The 18,190-nt window shown below is 38.8% G+C and carries 11 protein-coding genes, 2 tRNA genes and 1 CRISPR repeat array; of the genes, 6 read left to right on the plus strand and 7 right to left on the minus strand.

Features of this window, described 5'->3' with window-relative positions; translation table 11 throughout:
- Both KCTC52924_RS12720 and KCTC52924_RS12725 read right to left on the minus strand, forming a co-directional pair.
- Entirely contained in the window at positions 1-411 is a 411-nt protein-coding gene (locus KCTC52924_RS12720) for an STAS/SEC14 domain-containing protein (protein ID WP_251808499.1), read from the minus strand.
- Between the two features lie 285 nt (positions 412-696).
- Positions 697-3,243 (minus strand): ATP-dependent Clp protease ATP-binding subunit, encoded by a 2,547-nt coding sequence (locus tag KCTC52924_RS12725; protein WP_251808500.1) that lies wholly within the window; start codon positions 3,241-3,243, stop codon positions 697-699.
- Between the two features lie 256 nt (positions 3,244-3,499).
- Here KCTC52924_RS12725 and gyrA point away from each other — a divergent pair, with 256 nt between their 5' ends.
- Positions 3,500-6,031 (plus strand): DNA gyrase subunit A, encoded by a 2,532-nt coding sequence (gene gyrA, locus KCTC52924_RS12730; RefSeq protein ID WP_251808501.1) that lies wholly within the window; start codon positions 3,500-3,502, stop codon positions 6,029-6,031.
- Between the two features lie 32 nt (positions 6,032-6,063).
- On the plus strand, positions 6,064-7,326 hold the full coding sequence (locus KCTC52924_RS12735) for a tetratricopeptide repeat protein (RefSeq protein ID WP_251808502.1): 1,263 nt from the start codon (positions 6,064-6,066) through the stop codon (positions 7,324-7,326).
- A gap of 57 nt (positions 7,327-7,383) precedes the next feature.
- Here KCTC52924_RS12735 and KCTC52924_RS12740 read toward each other — a convergent pair whose 3' ends face one another.
- Together KCTC52924_RS12740 and KCTC52924_RS12745 are read right to left on the minus strand one after the other, a co-directional pair.
- Entirely contained in the window at positions 7,384-8,136 is a 753-nt protein-coding gene (locus KCTC52924_RS12740) for a C40 family peptidase (RefSeq protein WP_251808503.1), read from the minus strand.
- A gap of 22 nt (positions 8,137-8,158) precedes the next feature.
- Positions 8,159-9,334 carry an acetyl-CoA C-acyltransferase gene (locus KCTC52924_RS12745; protein WP_251808504.1) on the minus strand — a complete coding sequence of 392 codons (1,176 nt, stop codon included), beginning with the start codon at positions 9,332-9,334 and terminating at the stop codon, positions 8,159-8,161.
- A 237-nt stretch (positions 9,335-9,571) separates the two neighbouring features.
- On the opposite strand from KCTC52924_RS12745, the gene KCTC52924_RS12750 reads away from it, so the two are divergent.
- The 4 genes from KCTC52924_RS12750 (at position 9,572) to KCTC52924_RS12765 (ending at position 13,391) form a co-directional block, all read left to right on the plus strand.
- Positions 9,572-11,620: an HD family phosphohydrolase gene (locus KCTC52924_RS12750; RefSeq protein WP_251808505.1), complete on the plus strand. Its 2,049-nt coding sequence runs from the start codon at positions 9,572-9,574 to the stop codon at positions 11,618-11,620.
- Between the two features lie 95 nt (positions 11,621-11,715).
- Positions 11,716-11,799: transfer RNA gene (locus tag KCTC52924_RS12755), tRNA-Ser, on the plus strand.
- Between the two features lie 34 nt (positions 11,800-11,833).
- Positions 11,834-11,908 (plus strand) — tRNA-Pro (locus KCTC52924_RS12760).
- A gap of 226 nt (positions 11,909-12,134) precedes the next feature.
- Positions 12,135-13,391 carry a site-specific integrase gene (locus tag KCTC52924_RS12765; RefSeq protein ID WP_251808506.1) on the plus strand — a complete coding sequence of 419 codons (1,257 nt, stop codon included), beginning with the start codon at positions 12,135-12,137 and terminating at the stop codon, positions 13,389-13,391.
- 92 nt (positions 13,392-13,483) lie between these two features.
- Positions 13,484-15,949: direct repeats of the CRISPR family, unit length 30 nt; unit sequence GTTTCAATTCCTAAATGGGTCGATTAAAAG.
- A gap of 205 nt (positions 15,950-16,154) precedes the next feature.
- Here KCTC52924_RS12765 and cas2 read toward each other — a convergent pair.
- From cas2 to cas4, 3 genes are all read right to left on the minus strand, one after another.
- Complete coding sequence (cas2, locus tag KCTC52924_RS12770) at positions 16,155-16,418, minus strand: CRISPR-associated endonuclease Cas2 (RefSeq protein ID WP_251808507.1); 264 nt, start codon at positions 16,416-16,418, stop codon at positions 16,155-16,157.
- A gap of 1 nt (position 16,419) precedes the next feature.
- A complete protein-coding gene (cas1b, locus tag KCTC52924_RS12775) occupies positions 16,420-17,424 on the minus strand; it encodes a type I-B CRISPR-associated endonuclease Cas1b (protein WP_251808508.1) in 1,005 nt (334 codons plus the stop codon).
- 81 nt (positions 17,425-17,505) lie between these two features.
- Positions 17,506-18,039 carry a CRISPR-associated protein Cas4 gene (gene cas4, locus KCTC52924_RS12780; RefSeq protein WP_251808509.1) on the minus strand — a complete coding sequence of 178 codons (534 nt, stop codon included), beginning with the start codon at positions 18,037-18,039 and terminating at the stop codon, positions 17,506-17,508.
- Positions 18,040-18,190 lie beyond the last annotated feature (151 nt).

Here is an 18,190-nt window from a genome sequence, read left to right on the forward strand (position 1 = left end):
TTATGCTGCTTTGGTGGATCTAACGCGGCGTTTGATCCAAATTAATGCATTGTCGATATTTATAAAAAATTTCATTGTTTTTTTGTAGAAAAGCTTTTCTATATTGAAATTATGCATGTCTATCTCCTTAATAGAGACAACAGCAAGTGCTTTTAAATTACTTATTTCCCTGAGCTGAATGTAGGTCATGGGGTCAATGGCGTAGGAGTGCTTTCGTAAACTGATAAACCCAAAATTTTTATTTCTAAAATGAATTTCGATTATGCCTAGGATTTGAAATAATCCTTCCTGAGTAATTGTAGTTCCTTCATCAAAGATAGAAACCATATAATCCTCAAATACCTGTACTTTTCCGATCTCCAATTGATATTCCTTAACGATTATAGTCTTGCTAGGTCTTCCGACTTTCATTTTTCGTAATTTATATAGTGTCTCGTTAGCGAAAGTAGAATTATAGTCCTCTATTTTGAAAATTATTAGATTAAAGGCCTATTTATCGTTTATATGGGAACTAAAGGGATTTTATGTATGTTAACTCCTACTTAATAGATGGTAAGATACTCCGTTACCTGCAGTAAACTAACCAAATAGAGGTGAGTGTAGAGTTGTTTGATGCTAGTTCGGGGGTGGGGTAAAGTTAAAGGGGTAACACAAATGTGTTACCCCTTTTTTTTATGCTCGACATGAATTTAAAATCTAGGTCTTAGAAGACTTTTCTGCCTTATTAATTTTAATGGTGAGCTCTTGCTTGGGCTCATCTAAATCCATTAGGATAGTATCGCCTTCTTCCAACTTAGAGTTTACAATTTCCTCTGCTAGGGCATCTTCAATATATTTTTGAATGGCCCGTTTTAAAGGTCTAGCTCCATATTGTCTGTCAAAACCTTTTTCGGCTATATAATCCTTCGCTTTTTCTGTAAGGGTAAGATTATAGCCAATATCCTTAATCCTAGCAAATAATTTCCGTAGTTCAATATCAATAATCTTATGGATATGTTCCCTTTCCAAAGCATTAAATACCACTACGTCATCTATTCTATTTAGGAATTCTGGAGCGAAAGCTTTTTTAAGGGCATTTTCAATAACACTCTTTTGATAGGTATCTGCTTGGGCTTTTTTTGCTGATGTTCCAAAGCCAACTCCTTGACCGAAATCCTTGAGTTGTCTAGCGCCAATGTTAGATGTCATAATAATGATCGTATTTCTAAAATCGATCTTTCTGCCCAAACTATCGGTCAGATATCCGTCGTCCAAAACTTGCAATAACATATTAAATACATCAGGGTGCGCCTTTTCTATCTCATCCAATAGGATAACCGAATACGGTTTGCGACGAACTTTTTCTGTCAATTGTCCACCTTCCTCATATCCAACATATCCCGGAGGTGCACCAACCAATCTAGAGATGGCAAATTTCTCCATATATTCACTCATATCTACCCGTATCAAAGCATCTTCTGAATCGAATAGCTCTTTGGCAAGTACTTTGGCGAGTTGTGTTTTTCCCACACCTGTCTGTCCCAAGAAAATAAAGGAACCAATAGGTTTATTAGGGTCTTTCAATCCGGCACGGTTCCGTTGAATGGCTTTTGCAACCTTGGCCACCGCTTCATCCTGTCCTATTACATTGCCTTTAATCAACTGAGGTAATTTGGCCAGTTTGTTGCTTTCGGTCTGCGCTATCCTGTTTACGGGGATACCGCTCATCATGGATACCACATCGGCCACATTGTCCTCTGAAACTGTTTCTTTATGAAGTTTACTATCTTCTTCCCAGCGTTCTTGGGCAATGGCTAAATCTTTCTCGATCCGTTTCTCGTCGTCTCTAAGCTTTGCAGCTTCTTCGTATTTTTGTTTCTTAACGACTGTGTTTTTCAGTTCGCGAACATCTTCCAGTTGCTTTTCCAGTTCCAAAATCTGTTTAGGGACGTCCATATTAACGATATGTACCCTAGAACCTGATTCGTCCAAGGCATCTATAGCCTTGTCAGGAAGAAATCTGTCCGTCATATACCTGTTCGTAAGTTTTACACAGGCAATAATAGCTTCGTCAGTATAGAGCACATTGTGGTGCTCTTCGTATTTTCCTTTAATGTTCTTGAGTATTTCTATGGTTTCCTCTACGGAAGTAGGTTCTACGATAACCTTTTGAAATCGTCTTTCCAAGGCGCCATCTTTCTCAATATATTGGCGGTATTCATCTAAGGTAGTAGCACCAATACATTGGATTTCCCCCCTAGCCAAAGCAGGTTTGAACATATTGGAAGCATCCAAGCTTCCCGTTGCCCCACCAGCGCCAACAATGGTATGGATCTCATCGATAAAAAGAATTACATCGTCATTTTTTTCCAATTCGTTCATCACCGCTTTCATGCGCTCTTCAAATTGGCCACGATATTTTGTTCCTGCCACCAAAGATGCCAAATCCAAGGTGACTACCCTTTTATTGTAGAGTATTCGGGATACTTTTTTATTGATTATCCTAAGGGCCAACCCTTCCGCGATGGCACTTTTGCCTACTCCGGGCTCTCCTATCAATAATGGGTTGTTCTTTTTTCTTCTGCTTAATATTTGTGATACCCTTTCAATTTCTTTCTCTCGGCCCACTACGGGATCCAGTTTGTTCTCCTCGGCCATTTTGGTCAGGTCGCGTCCGAAATTATCCAAAACCGGAGTTTTAGATTTCTTGCTTCCTTTCTGTCCAGAGGGTCCAAAAGTACCTTCTTTCTCCTCACTGGAATCATCCGAATCACTTGGGAACGATTCCGCAGTTGGGGAGTCTATATAATCGTCGTCACTTGTAATCATTGATTTAAATTGATCTTTTACCCCGTCGTAATCTACTTTTAATTTATGAAGTAGTTTAGTGGTGGGGTCATTTTCATTGCGTAAAATACATAGTAGTAAATGTGCGGTATTAATAGAGGAACTTTGAAATAGTTTAGCCTCCAAAAAAGTTGTTTTTAACGCACGTTCTGCTTGCCTAGTAAGGTGTAGGTTTTTTTTGTCCTTTTGCACATTACCAGAAGTGGGATTAGCTGGACTTAGAATTTCCACTTTTCTCCTGAGGTGGTCCAAGTCTACGTCCAATGCATCTAAAATGCTGATGGCTTTCCCGTTGCCATCCCTAAGTAGTCCTAGCATTAAATGCTCAGTTCCAATAAAGTCGTGCCCCAATCTAAGGGCCTCTTCCTTACTGTAAGCAATAACGTCTTTTACTCTAGGGGAAAAATTATCATCCATAAAATATCCTTTCAAGTTTAAAAATAGTAAATCTATACTAATCTAAGGCAAATACTATACCTAATATTTAATAAAGTGGTTTAATTGATAAAAAAACACCATTATTTGCAAAAATTATAACTTAGAATTTGTTAATCGTACCTTTGTCAAAAGGTGTTGATAAATTCTTTACAAAAGTATAACTTTATTACAGGCGTAGTGCCGAATTTATGTATATTGTCGTGCTTTTTTAACTAAATTAATAAGAAGATTTTAAATGGCAGAAGGAGAAAAATTAATTCCGGTTAACATTGATGATGAAATGAAATCTGCGTACATTGATTATTCAATGTCCGTCATTGTGTCACGTGCCCTACCTGATGTCAGGGACGGTCTAAAGCCTGTGCATAGAAGGGTTTTGTTCGGAATGCACGAGTTAGGTGTTAGGTCTGGTAGTGCCCATAAGAAATCGGCGCGTATTGTTGGGGAGGTATTGGGTAAGTATCACCCACATGGTGATACCTCGGTTTATGATGCCATGGTACGTATGGCACAGGAGTGGAGTTTGCGCTATATGTTGGTAGATGGCCAGGGTAACTTTGGTTCAATTGATGGCGATAGTCCAGCAGCGATGCGTTATACGGAGGCCCGTATGCGGAAGATTGCAGATGATATGTTGATCGATATAGAAAAAGATACTGTAGATCATCAGCTAAACTTTGATGATTCTTTAAAGGAACCAACAGTATTGCCTACTAGGATTCCAAATCTACTGGTTAACGGTGCTTCAGGAATTGCAGTGGGAATGGCTACCAATATGCCACCTCACAATCTATCTGAAGTGGTGGATGGAACCATTGCTTATATTGATAACCACGACATTACTATAGATGAGATCATCACCCATATAAAGGCACCAGATTTTCCAACAGGAGGTATCATTTATGGATATGATGGTGTTAAGGAAGCGTTTCATACCGGCCGTGGCCGAGTGATGATGAGGGCGAAGGCCGAATTTGAAGAGGTTCAGGGGAGGGAATGTATTATAGTTACAGAAATTCCTTATCAGGTGAACAAGGCGGATATGATAAAGAAGACCGCAGATTTGGTGAATGATAAAAAGATAGAAGGTATTGCCTCTATCAGGGATGAGTCTGATAGGAACGGGATGCGGATCGTTTATATTCTAAAAAGAGACGCTATACCTAATATTGTACTAAATACCTTATATAAGTATACAGCGCTACAATCTTCGTTTAGCGTGAACAATATTGCCCTTGTAAAAGGAAGGCCACAATTGCTCAATGTTAAGGAGATGATCCATTATTTTGTGGAACATCGCCATGAGGTAGTCGTAAGGCGTACCGAGTTTGAATTGAAAAAAGCAGAGGATAGGGCTCATATATTAGAGGGTCTGATCATTGCTTCGGATAATATAGATGAGGTAATTGCCATTATTAGGGCCTCTTCTAATGCAGACGAAGCTAGGGAGAAATTGATGGAGCGCTTTAAACTGAGCGAAGTTCAGGCAAAGGCTATCGTGGAAATGAGGCTACGTCAGTTGACTGGATTGGAACAGGATAAGTTAAGAACGGAATATGAGGAAATAATGCTACTCATAGAGGACTTAAAGGATATTTTGGCCCGGAAGGAGCGTAGAATGGATATTATTAAGGAAGAGCTTCTAGAGGTAAAGGATAAATACGGGGATAGAAGGCGTTCTGAAATAAATATTGCAGGTGGGGACCTAAGCATGGAAGATATGATTCCGGATGAGCAGGTAGTTATTACTATCTCACATGCAGGATATATTAAGCGGACCCCCTTGTCCGACTACAAGACACAAAATAGGGGCGGGGTAGGTCAGAAAGCTTCCTCAACACGAAACGAAGATTTCTTAGAGTATCTTTTTGTAGGTACCAACCACCAGTATATGTTATTCTTTACGCAGAAAGGTAAATGCTTTTGGATGCGGGTGTACGAAATTCCTGAAGGGACCAAAACTTCTAAAGGACGTGCCATCCAAAACCTTATCAATATAGAAAATGATGATACGGTAAAAGCATTCATTTGTACGCAAGATTTAAAGGATGAAGAATATGTGAACAACCATTTTGTAATTATGGCTACCAAAAAGGGAATTGTGAAAAAGACCTCTTTGGAGCAATATTCTAGGCCAAGACAAAATGGCATCAATGCTATTGGTATCCGTGAAGATGATGAGTTATTGGAAGCAAAACTTACTACAGGTGCCAGTCAAATATTTTTAGGATTAAAATCTGGAAAGGCGATTAGGTTCGAGGAAAGCAAGACTAGACCTATGGGTAGAAATGCTTCAGGGGTTCGTGGAATAACCTTAGCCCATGAAGAGGATGAGGTGATTGGTATGGTAGCAGTACACGATTTTGATGAGGAGATATTAGTGGTTTCCGCAAACGGTTATGGGAAACGTTCCAGTATCGAGGATTATAGGATTACGAATAGGGGAGGAAAAGGAGTAAAGACCATTTCCATTACCGAGAAAACGGGAGGATTGGTTGCCATTAAAAACGTTTCCGATTCTGATGACCTTATGATTATCAATAAATCCGGTATTGCCATTAGGATGAGTGTAGAGGATTTAAGGGTAATGGGGCGCGCCACTCAGGGGGTTCGACTCATTAGTATTAAGGGGAACGATTCCATCGCAGCAGTAGCCAAAGTGATGAAGGACGAAGAAGAGTTGGAAGATATTGAGAACTTGGATGTAGACCTTAATGATGAAAACGGCACGACTCTTGATAATACTGGAGACGAAAACAAAGAATAACCATAAACACTAATTATTAATACACTTTTGAAATGAAGACAAATATTCTAATATTATCCGCTATGTTTTGCAGCATAGTTGGATTTTCTCAAAAAAGCGAAATTAAGGCTGCGGAAAAAGCCTTAAAATCCGGTGATGCCATGGCTGCAAAATCAAGCTTGGAAAGTGCTTCATCACTAATTGATGCGGCAGACGAAAAAATGCAGGCCCAATATTACTTTTTAAAAGGCAAGGCATATTCGGAACTGGCGAAAAAAGGTACTTCAGATGCTTTTGACGAAGCTATTTCTGCCTTTAGAAAGGTAGTCGAGGTTGAGAAGGTAAGTGGTAAATCCAAATATAGCTCGGAAGCTACTGGGAATCTTTCTTCTATGACCGTTGATCTTGTGAACTCAGCTGTAGAGGACAACAATAATAAGCGGTTTAAGGAAGGTGCCGAAAAACTCCATTTGGGGTACCAATTGAGCCCTAAGGACACCATATATCTTTACTATGCTGCAAGCAGTGCGGTAAATGGTGGACATTATGAGCTTGCTCTTGACTACTACAACGAATTAAAGGATCTTAATTACGATGGTAGTGGAATAGTGTATAAGGCTACCAATGTGGAGACTGGAGAGGTTGAGGAAATGGAAAAAACCCAACGTGAATTAATGGTAAAGTCTGGAGCTTACAAAGATCCGATAGATGAGAAAACAGCCTCAAAAACGACTGAGATCGTTAAGAATGTTGCGTTGATCTATACTCAATTAGGTCAAGATGACAAGGCTTTAGAAGCATATAAGGATGCAAGGGCCAAAGATCCAAAGGATGTAAATTTGATCTTGAACCAGGCTAATCTTTATTACAAAATGGATGATAAGGATAAGTTTAAAACCTTAATGGCCGAGGCTGCAGAAGTAGCGCCGGACAATCCAGATCTTTTTTACAATATAGGTGTAATCAATATGGAGCAGGGTAATATAGAGGAAGCTAGAGATGCTTACAAAAGAGCCATCGAAATCAACCCTGGGTATGTAAATGCTCAATTAAATCTGTCTACTACCTATGTTAACGAGGGCAACGGACTAATTGATGAGATGAATACGTTGGGGAATTCTAAAAAGGACATCACTAGATATGATGAACTAAAAGAGCAAAAGGACAGTTTGTTTCGTGACGGTGCTATTATTTTGGAAGATGCGGTAAAGCAAAATCCAGATAATCAAGGATTATTAACCCAGCTTAAGAATATATATGGGGCATTGGGAGATAATGAAAACTTCATGCGTGTAAAAAAGCTTTTGGGCGAGTAATTACAGCAAACACTATAATAAACAAAAATGGCCGTCATATAATGACGGCCATTTTTGTTAAATGATTTTTTTAATGACCCTAAGGCTATGGGTGTAGGTATTTGTTTCTGTGCTAAAAATACCAGAATGGTCTAACCTATCCAACCTTACTTTTCCGTAGGAATGGATAATATAATTGTTGTCCATGATAATGCCAACATGGTCTATGACCCCTTCATTGTTGTCAAAAAATGCCAGATCTCCAGGTTCGCTCTCTTCAATAAAACTCAGAGCTTCTCCTTGTGTAGATTGTTGTTTGGCATCCCTTAATAGTTGGTGGCCATTTATTTTATACACCATTTGGGTAAATCCGGAACTATCTATTCCAAAAACGCTTTTCCCGCCCCACAAGTAAGGTGCGTTTAAATATAGCAATGCTGTTTCTATCAATTCCCTCTTTTCTTGGCGTCCGGAGGTGAACGAGCCTTCGAAATAGTGGTTTAATACTGAACTTTGCAATATGGAGGATCCCAAAACAATAGGCAATAAAACATTTTGTTCGGTTTCAATAAAGGAAATAAGATCTGAAGAGACCATGGGCTCAACATTAGTATCTATTTTTAAATAAAGATCCTCACTGATAAGAGCAAACTGCTGATTATTGACCCAACCTTCGTATTGATCAAAAGCTATTCGGATCCTGCTCCAAATCTTTCGTCGTTCCAGAACTTTAAAATGTTCTCCGTACAACAATTGAGTTATCATTTCACCAGTATCGTCCGCAATGGATCGAACAGGAACAAGGCTGAGGTGGCAAATACCGTATTGCATGAGCGTGCTTTACAAGAACTTATTAATTTTTCTCTAAGATTATCGCAGACGCACCACCACCTCCATTACAAATGGCCGCAGCTCCTATTTTTCCGTTATTTTGTTCCAAAACACTCAGTAAGGTTATGATGATCCTGGCGCCGGAGCAGCCAAGGGGGTGTCCTAGCGATACTGCTCCGCCGTTGATGTTCACATTCTTATCGGTAAGTCCCAATATCTTCATGTTTGCAAGTCCAACCACAGAAAAAGCTTCGTTAAATTCAAAGAAATCTATATCTTTTAAGGTAATGCCTGCTTTTGTTATTGCCTTTGGAAGTGCTTTTGCGGGTGCGGTGGTGAACCAATTTGGTTCGTGTGCGGCATCAGCATAGGCTTTAATGGTAGCCAAGGGCGTTATCCCCAATTCTTTTGCTTTATCCGCACTCATCAACACCAAGGCTGCAGCACCATCGTTAATCGTGGAGGCATTGGCAGCGGTAACCGTTCCGTCTTTTGAAAAGGCGGGTCGTAATTCCGGTATTTTATCTAGTTTAACGTTTTTGTATTCTTCATCTTCGGTCACAAGAAGTGGTTCACCTCTTCTTTGGGGTACTTCTACGGGAACTACTTCATTGGCGAATTTTCCATTTGCCCAAGCAGCTGCTGATCTTTGGTAAGATTGTATGGCAAAATTGTCTTGGTCTTCCCGGCTAAATTTATATTCCGTAGCACATGCATCTGCACAGGTACCCATTGCCTGTTGGTCATAAGCATCTACCAAGCCATCCTTTTGTAGTCCGTCAATTAGACTGGATGGACCAAATTTATGTCCGGTTCTCAAATAAACATAATGTGGGATAAGGCTCATGTTTTCCAAACCGCCAGCTACAATAATAGAACTGTCTCCTAGGGCTATGGATTGGGCTGCTTGCATAACAGCTTTCATTCCTGATGCGCATACTTTATTTATTGTAGTGCAGGGTACCGTATCTGGAATACCTGCAAATATTGCGGCTTGTCTGGCCGGTGCCTGACCGTTGCCAGCCTGGACAACGTTGCCCATAAGTACCTCATCTACCAAAGAGGGGTCTAGCTTAATTTTGTCTAGAGCACCTTTTATGGCAACTGCTCCAAGTCTTGGAGCTGGTATAGTGGATAATGCCCCCATAAAACTTCCGATCGGGGTTCTGGCCATAGAAACAATCACAACATCTTTCATTGAATTCAGCTTTTCCTGTTATATGCGAAATTAATAAAATTATGTGCAACGAGATGGGCATACATGCATTTATCCTAATTTTTATGATTTATAGGGTATAGCGGAATTTGGAGATCCGTTTAATGTACACCTTTTGAGTTACAATGCGATGTGTAATCCCAATTCCAAATGGAGTAATCCTAGTATAGTCTAGTTTTTAGTTTATATTTTCTATTTTTGACGATATATACTTTTTGTATGCGCAATTTTCTAGACCGGCTTTATAAAAACCAATCTCTGGTTTATAAGTACTTTCTTTATTTTTTTGCTGTTTTTGTTATCGTGTTTTTTTTTCCTCGTGGGGGTAAATTTAAGTACGAGTTCCAAAAAGGAAAGCCATGGCAATATGATAACTTTTATGCACCCTTTGATTTTTCGATTAATAAGAGCGAAGCTGATATTAATAGTCAAAAGGAAAAGATTAAGTCGAGTAGAATTGACTACTATAATTTCGATACTGAAATTGCAAAGGAGGTAGATAGTACTATTCAAGTAGGCATTACCCAGGTTTTTGATATCACAGATTTTTCTAAAAATCAAATAAACAGATTCCATAAGGTTGCAGCGGAAATAGTAGAAGAGTTGTACACTAATGGGATTATTTCCAAAGTGGGGCGTCCTGGGAATAAGAATAGCCTTTATTTAATAAAGAACAATGAAGCAAAAAAATTAAAGTTCAACGCTGTTTATAAGTTATCTGATCTAAGCCAAGTAGTGGAGATTATCTTGGCTAAAAATAGGTTGTCTGAATACGAACCCGAATTCCAGCAACTATTTTTTAATGCGGTAAAACCTAACCTAAGTTTTGATGAAGATCTTTCCAACACGGAGTTGGAGGCTGAATTTTCCAAGATTTCCTATACCCTGGGGAATGTAGATGAGGGAAAACTGATCATAGCCAAAGGAGAGCCAGTGGATGAGGAGGATTTAAGGGTGTTGGAATCCCTTAAAAATGAATACGAATCCAAATCTTGGGGAAAAAACAATCAGTACTATGTATTGTTCGGATATACCGTTTTGGTTGCCATGGTGTTGACCATGCTGTTCTTGTTCTTGAAAAGGTATCGTCAGGAGGTTTTTCGAGACAATACCAAGATAACATTTATCGTGTCTAACGTACTGTTGATGGTTATTGTGACCACTATTGTGGTTAAATACAATGAAGAGTTGGTTTTTGTAGTGCCCTTGTGCATTATGCCATTGATCCTAAAGACCTTTTTTGATGCAAGATTGGGGCTATTTGTACATGTACTTACTGTTTTAATCCTAGGGTTTGTGGTACCCAATAGTTTCGAATATATATTTCTACAGACCTTAGCGGGTATTGTGACTATTTTATCGGTATCTGAATTGTACAAAAGGGCCAATTTGTTTATTTCCGTTGGTCAAATTACCCTGATCTATATTATAGGGTATTTTGCCTTCCATATGATCCATGAGGGTAATATGGATGATATACAATGGATGACATTCGGATTTTTCTTATTAAACGGAATGATTACCTTGTTTGTACAGCCGTTGATATACATATATGAAAAGATATTTGGATTAGTCTCAGATGTATCCTTGTTGGAATTATCGGATACTAATTCCAAATTGCTAAAGGAATTGTCCAATAGGGCACCGGGGACTTTTCACCATTCGCTACAGGTTGCTAATTTGGCGGAAGCTGCGGCTAATGAAATAGGGGCAAACGCTATGTTGGTACGAGTAGGGGCCCTCTATCATGATATTGGTAAGATGAACAATCCCACCTTTTTTACGGAAAACCAGATTTCCAATGTTAATCCTCACGACGATTTGGAGCCAATAGAATCTAGTAGGATCATAATTGATCATGTTATTCAAGGAATTGAGATTGCACGTAAAAATAAACTCCCTGATCGGGTAATCGATTTTATACGAACCCACCACGGGACCTCTCTGGTATATTATTTTTACAAAAAACAAAAAGCTTTGGGGGGAAAGGTGGATGAAGCGGAATTTAGATATCCAGGGCCCATTCCCTTTTCTAAGGAAACCGCAATTTTAATGATGTCCGATTCTGTAGAAGCGGCATCCAAGAGTCTTAAGGAGCCCACATTTTTAGTTATAGATGAATTTGTGGAAAGAATCATTAACGGACAGATTAAGGAGAATCAATTTTTGAATGCGAATATTACGTTTAAGGAGATAGAAATCATAAAGAAAATACTGAAACAGAAGCTTGTAAATATCTATCACTTAAGGGTTGAATATCCCGAGTAAATAATATCTGAAAAAACATTGTGAAATAGTTGTTTAGTTCTAAATGAACTACTACATTTGCAACCGCATTTTGATGCATGATCTTGAAGATTATTGGAGAGGTGCCGGAGTGGTAACGGAGCAGATTGCTAATCTGTCGACGGGTAACTGTCGCCAGGGTTCGAGTCCCTGTCTCTCCGCTTTTTTTTAAGCAATTATAATGGGTAACCATTTCGGGGTGTAGCGTAGCCCGGTTATCGCGCCTGCTTTGGGAGCAGGAGGTCGCAGGTTCGAATCCTGCCACCCCGACTTAACTATTTTATATAGTTGCATGACGTTGCAAATCACCTGATTTGCAACGTTTTATGTTTTTAGGGGTATCAAATGAAACCTCTTGAAACCACATAAAAACACCACACTGGTGTCCAAATCGGGAATTGGTTTCCATCGTATTTTTTGTACATTGAAGTAGCTTTTGAAGGTATTTGACCCTGTGTTTTTTACCATTCTATGTATTAATTTAAAGCTATGTAACATGTTAGAAAACAGCAGATTATCGGTCGTATTCATTACCAGGAAACTCGAAAGGGAAACTGAAAACCTAAAGCTCTATGCGCGTATCACCGTAGATGGGAAAAGAGCCGAATTTAGCTTAAATCGGGAATTGAAATCCTCTTTATGGGACAATAAAAGCAAAAGAGGCAAGGGATTTTCCAAGTATGTCATCTCTGTAAACAAATATTTAGACCAAGTTTTTACGGGACTACATGAAGCGCATCGGCAATTATTGCAAGAAGATGTTGACATTACTTCGGCCGGAATAAAGGCTCGGTATTTAGGCGAAGATGAAAAAGGGAAGACTCTACTCGATTTGATAACCTATCACAATACTGCTATGCTCACCGTACTTAGAAAAGGTACGATGAAAAATTATTATAGTACTGAACGCTGCATTAAAGAATTTTTGAAAGAGGAAAAGAATGTTGAAGACATACCCCTTAAAAAATTGAACTATGGTTTTATTGTTGATTTTGAGCAATACATTAGAAAGTACAAACCTGCTACAAGAATGGGCTGTGCCAACAACGGAACCATGAAACACATGGAACGACTAAAAAAGATATCAAGGTTGGCGGTAAAATTGGAATGGTTGGAAAAAGACCCATTTATAAATTTCAAACTGCGATTTGAAAAAACCGAGCGACAGTTCTTAACGGAACGAGAACTGCAACTTATTGAAGAAACTACGTTTAAAGTATCAAGTACACAACATATTAAAGACTTGTTCATTTTTGCCTGTTATACTGGGCTGTCCTTTATAGATGTACAGGAATTGAAAGCTGACCATTTGGTAAAAGGTATGGACGGAAACCATTGGCTCTACACCAAACGGGCGAAGACCGATGAACCTTTAAAGATTCCCCTGTTGCCAAAAGCTAAGGAAATTATAGACAAGTATAAGGAAGAGCCTTATTTAATTGAAAAGGGTCGATTGCTACCAATGTATAGCAACCCCATGATTAACCGGACTTTAAAGGATATTGCCAAAGCCTGTGGTATTCCTAAAAAGATAACCTTTCATGTGGCACGACATACCTTCGCAACTGCGATTACACTTTCAAATGGGGTGCCTATTGAAACCGTATCAAAGCTTTTAGGGCATACCAAGCTTTCGACTACGCAAATTTATGCTAGGGTAGTTGAAAAGAAAGTAGGGGAGGATATGCAGAATTTGATGCAGACACTAAATCTTCGGTCAAAAAAGTCCCAAGACCTAGATAGCAGTCTATAAGCAGTTCTTAACAAATTTAGATATTAAACCTAGTTTCTAATTGGATAAGTAATTAAGGGACAAGCTCCATGGAAAGGGAGAAATCTACTATAGTTTCAATTCCTGAATGGGTCGATTAAAAGGTAAAAGATTGGCAAAGCGATACGCTCCTCAATCCGTTTCAATTCCTAAATGGGTCGATTAAAAGTAGTGTGGTACGGAACGGATGTATCCAAAGTGTAGTTTCAATTCCTAAATGGGTCGATTAAAAGTAAATTCGGCGGTGGCCTTCACCTGGGCGTTGTTCAGTTTCAATTCCTAAATGGGTCGATTAAAAGTAAAGACAAATTCATCTTATGTGTTCCGCATCAAAAAGTTTCAATTCCTAAATGGGTCGATTAAAAGGTAGGATTTCTAAAAGACCACCACACATACCACTGAGTTTCAATTCCTAAATGGGTCGATTAAAAGGTAAGAGATTAACTTATTTAATCCCGTGTTTGCTCTGTTTCAATTCCTAAATGGGTCGATTAAAAGTGCAGAACTGGAAGATAACCACGAATTTATTGACGCGTTTCAATTCCTAAATGGGTCGATTAAAAGATGGTTGAGTTATGCAGGAGTAGGAGCAGTTCCTATGTTTCAATTCCTAAATGGGTCGATTAAAAGCACCCCGATGTCAATAGAGAGCTTTTGTTTGTTTGCGTTTCAATTCCTAAATGGGTCGATTAAAAGGATATACGCCTCACTTTGTACCGTAATCCCTCTAATGTTTCAATTCCTAAATGGGTCGATTAAAAGGAATGCCGAAATCAACTCTCACACCTGTTCCTGTATGTTTCAATTCCTAAATGGGTCGATTAAAAGCTCTTCTAAAAATAGGTTTTGAAGGATGCTACTAATGTTTCAATTCCTAAATGGGTCGATTAAAAGTAAAGAAAAGGCTTTGGATGCTTGTCCTTTTTTTGAGTTTCAATTCCTAAATGGGTCGATTAAAAGTGGTTGCAATCCGTAGTTGCGTAACTATATGTAATAGTTTCAATTCCTAAATGGGTCGATTAAAAGACTGCGCCTCTTCTAACTCTATAGTCTTATTAATCATGTTTCAATTCCTAAATGGGTCGATTAAAAGCGAATGGAACGATACAATCGAAGCCCTGCAAATTAAGTTTCAATTCCTAAATGGGTCGATTAAAAGAATAAAGATGCAGCTAAATCTTTGAAGCAATTAAAGTTTCAATTCCTAAATGGGTCGATTAAAAGGCTTTTGAAGGCAATAACGAAATTGTTCTTACTCCGTTTCAATTCCTAAATGGGTCGATTAAAAGTTTACCAGCTACTCTCGATTCATTGCAGCCTATCCAGTTTCAATTCCTAAATGGGTCGATTAAAAGAATGGATGCAGCGGTCGAAGCTTTAAGGGCGTTCGAGTTTCAATTCCTAAATGGGTCGATTAAAAGTACAACAGCTTCAAAAATGTCTCCTACTTGAACATCGTTTCAATTCCTAAATGGGTCGATTAAAAGTAGTGTCATTGGACCATAATTCAAAGACCTCTTCCGTTTCAATTCCTAAATGGGTCGATTAAAAGACCCTACTAAATTCCATCATTGTATTGGATGCGCCGTTTCAATTCCTAAATGGGTCGATTAAAAGGAACAGCTTTTTGAACAGCTGGACGGATATAAGCTATGTTTCAATTCCTAAATGGGTCGATTAAAAGTATAAATGCTATTCAGAGAGCTATCCTTTCCATTCCGTTTCAATTCCTAAATGGGTCGATTAAAAGATGCTTCTGTAGTCAGAATTGCAGGTTACCTAATGCTGTTTCAATTCCTAAATGGGTCGATTAAAAGAATAAACCTGGTTGGATAAATCTTGCTAGACCTTCGTTTCAATTCCTAAATGGGTCGATTAAAAGATTATCAGGTGTTCCGCTAGAAGTTACACTAGCTTCGTTTCAATTCCTAAATGGGTCGATTAAAAGTACATGTCAAGAATAGACTGTATATTGTTTTTATGGTTTCAATTCCTAAATGGGTCGATTAAAAGTGGACACGCATTGAGCGCAACAACATCGGTATCTCAGTTTCAATTCCTAAATGGGTCGATTAAAAGTTGGATTGCTGGAATATTTCCCCTTTGTTAGTTTAGTTTCAATTCCTAAATGGGTCGATTAAAAGTACAATGTTCCGTTGCGCGGCCAATTTCGATAAATAGTTTCAATTCCTAAATGGGTCGATTAAAAGAAGCTCGGCCGTAGGTGTAGAGGCCTGAAAGATCAAGTTTCAATTCCTAAATGGGTCGATTAAAAGTCCACTTGTGTAAGCTTGCATAACTGCCTCAGCACTGTTTCAATTCCTAAATGGGTCGATTAAAAGTTTTAACCATAGATTAAAACATAAAAAAAACAACCAGTTTCAATTCCTAAATGGGTCGATTAAAAGATAGCACCAGTAGTCCAGGTAAAAAGAAGATAGAGAGTTTCAATTCCTAAATGGGTCGATTAAAAGTTTTGATGCTGATGGTGATATTGACGAGCCTACATAGTTTCAATTCCTAAATGGGTCGATTAAAAGCCGTCGATTTTATAAAATCAACAGCTTGGTTCTTAAGTGTTTGAAATTACCTACAGGGTAAATATAAGACAAAAAAAGCGTCAACTACTAATGATATAATTTACCTTGGGGTTCGACAACTTGGCAACGTCTTGTTTTTTAGGTTATTAAGTATCAAAATGTCAAAGAACCTAATTTTTTTGGCTTGTTTTTCTTTGATGGACGCTTATATTAGATTGTCAAGTTCGTTCTTTTCCTTGCCGATGACCACTTTTTCGAGCCAACTTTCCTGTCGACTCTTAAAGATAATCAAACTATCTGTTTCTTCGTCCATGATCAATTTAGCGGACGCTAACAGTTCCTTTAGTTTTACCTCTGTAATCTCGCCTTCAAAAACGCTGTTCTGTATCCAGTTCACGTATTGGCGGCACAATTTCAACATTTTGACCACCCTTCGTTTGTCCATATCATAAACTAAAATCACATACATCCTACCACCAAGTTTTAAAGGGTTTGTATTCTTGCATGCCCATGACATGCTTTACCAGTTTATAACATTCCAGCCTAACAAGCCTTTTGTAGCTTACGCTCTGATCCAAGGTACGGTGCTTAATGGTCTCGTTGAGTTTTTCGTCCCAGGCGCGCATAACAGTCTTTCTGCCCGATTCCTTTAAAAGGCAACTGTTCAATTTTTGGTCGAAATCGCCTTTTTGGACCATTTTTTTGTTCAGCAACGAAAAAATCAGCCGATCTGCCAATAGTGGCTTGAACACTTCCGCTAGATCCAAGGCCAACGAATACCTACGAAACCCAGGTTCGTGCAAAAAACTTAAGGTCGGGTTTAATTGTGTGTGATATATTTGGTCTAAACAGGCCGTATAGCAGATCATGTTCACGAAAGATATCATGGCATTTACCTCGTTGTTGGGCGGTTGTTTGGTACGGTTGTTCATCTCAAAATCGTTGATGATTGTGCCAAACCCGCTGTAATAGGCCGAACGGATATTTCCCTCGATGCCCATTAGTTCGTCTATGGCCTGAGTATCGGCTATCAATTTTGAAAGTTGTTCTATTTGAAGGATTTGCTTTGAAAGATCCTTGTCGCGCTTTGAGTAGTACTTGAGGTTTTTGAGCATGTTGAACGATGCCCCTTCAATAAATTGTCGGGCAATGATCATTCTTTTTTTTTGTGAACTGTAATGTTCCACTTGGTTAACGATGACCTTGCCGCTCAACAGATAGTCCTTGGGCATAAAACTGCCAGTATAATGTTCATAATAATCAAAGAAGTGTACTCCAATCTGGTTTTTTCCCAAAAAATTGTACAGGGCACTATTGGTATCCAAACTTCCAAAACAGTATAGGTTCTTGACACCCTCGACAGGAAGGTATTTTGGTTTTCCGTCAACCCCGTCTTCGTTTACTGGTACAAATTTGAGGGTATTGTCCTTACGGCTCAATCTGCCGGGGTTAAAAAGGTAATATGATTTTTTCATAAAGTCTGGTGTTGAAAATTAGACCATAGTTGCTCTACACCCATAACAATTCCGATATCTTTTGATTTTGGGCCCAAATGATTATTCGATTTCATCGATATAGCACAGTTCATAATATGAACATTTTTTACAGATTTTGGCATTGATCGTGGGCGGACATTCTTTTTGCCCGATCAACCGTTTGATCTTTAGGACGGATTCCGCTAAAAAGTCGCGATCAGTTTCGGAAAGCAAAACTTCGGATGTCTTACGCAACCTTGGGTATTCTATCTTTCCGCTAGCGCCTTCCACACCGTTTAGCTCCAAGAGCCAGATATAGAATTTTACCTGCCAATTATGTGCCTCTTCAACGGACTTGCCCCGCTTGGTCTCGTGGATCACCTTTTCCTTAGCATCGTAGAAATCTATTTTACCCGTTAAGACGGTACCGTTAAGTTCGGCGGAAAGTTCTATTTCGGAATACTTGTCCGCCCGCTGTGGATAACTCGTTTCGTGGAGGAGCTTGCCGTCGTATACTATTTCCGAAGTATGTTCCATATTGATTCCATTGGCATGCAGCCAACATTCGCGAGGGCATACTGTATATAGATTTATGAGGGTTGCGTTTACTTTCAATTTACCAAGATATTATCTAGAATTTGCTTTTTGTCTTCTTCTATCGACACTTTTATTATATTTTTGTCTTGTCCAAAAGACACTTTTTAGCCTTTTTTGCACATCTAGATGTGCAATTTTGATTATTTATTACACATTCGAATGTGCAAAA

It is taken from the genome of Arenibacter antarcticus (assembly GCF_041320605.1).
GTDB classification, from domain to species: domain Bacteria; phylum Bacteroidota; class Bacteroidia; order Flavobacteriales; family Flavobacteriaceae; genus Arenibacter; species Arenibacter antarcticus.

Excerpts from the sequence above, each read along its gene's own strand:
- KCTC52924_RS12720 (WP_251808499.1), bottom strand. The coding sequence starts at position 411 with ATGAAAGTCGGAAGACCTAGCAAGACTATAATCGTTAAGGAATATCAA.
- KCTC52924_RS12725 (WP_251808500.1), bottom strand. The coding sequence starts at position 3,243 with ATGGATGATAATTTTTCCCCTAGAGTAAAAGACGTTATTGCTTACAGT.
- gyrA (WP_251808501.1), top strand. The coding sequence starts at position 3,500 with ATGGCAGAAGGAGAAAAATTAATTCCGGTTAACATTGATGATGAAATG.
- KCTC52924_RS12735 (WP_251808502.1), top strand. The coding sequence starts at position 6,064 with ATGAAGACAAATATTCTAATATTATCCGCTATGTTTTGCAGCATAGTT.
- KCTC52924_RS12740 (WP_251808503.1), bottom strand. The coding sequence starts at position 8,136 with ATGCAATACGGTATTTGCCACCTCAGCCTTGTTCCTGTTCGATCCATT.
- KCTC52924_RS12745 (WP_251808504.1), bottom strand. The coding sequence starts at position 9,334 with ATGAAAGATGTTGTGATTGTTTCTATGGCCAGAACCCCGATCGGAAGT.
- KCTC52924_RS12750 (WP_251808505.1), top strand. The coding sequence starts at position 9,572 with ATGCGCAATTTTCTAGACCGGCTTTATAAAAACCAATCTCTGGTTTAT.
- KCTC52924_RS12765 (WP_251808506.1), top strand. The coding sequence starts at position 12,135 with ATGTTAGAAAACAGCAGATTATCGGTCGTATTCATTACCAGGAAACTC.
- cas2 (WP_251808507.1), bottom strand. The coding sequence starts at position 16,418 with ATGTATGTGATTTTAGTTTATGATATGGACAAACGAAGGGTGGTCAAA.
- cas1b (WP_251808508.1), bottom strand. The coding sequence starts at position 17,424 with ATGAAAAAATCATATTACCTTTTTAACCCCGGCAGATTGAGCCGTAAG.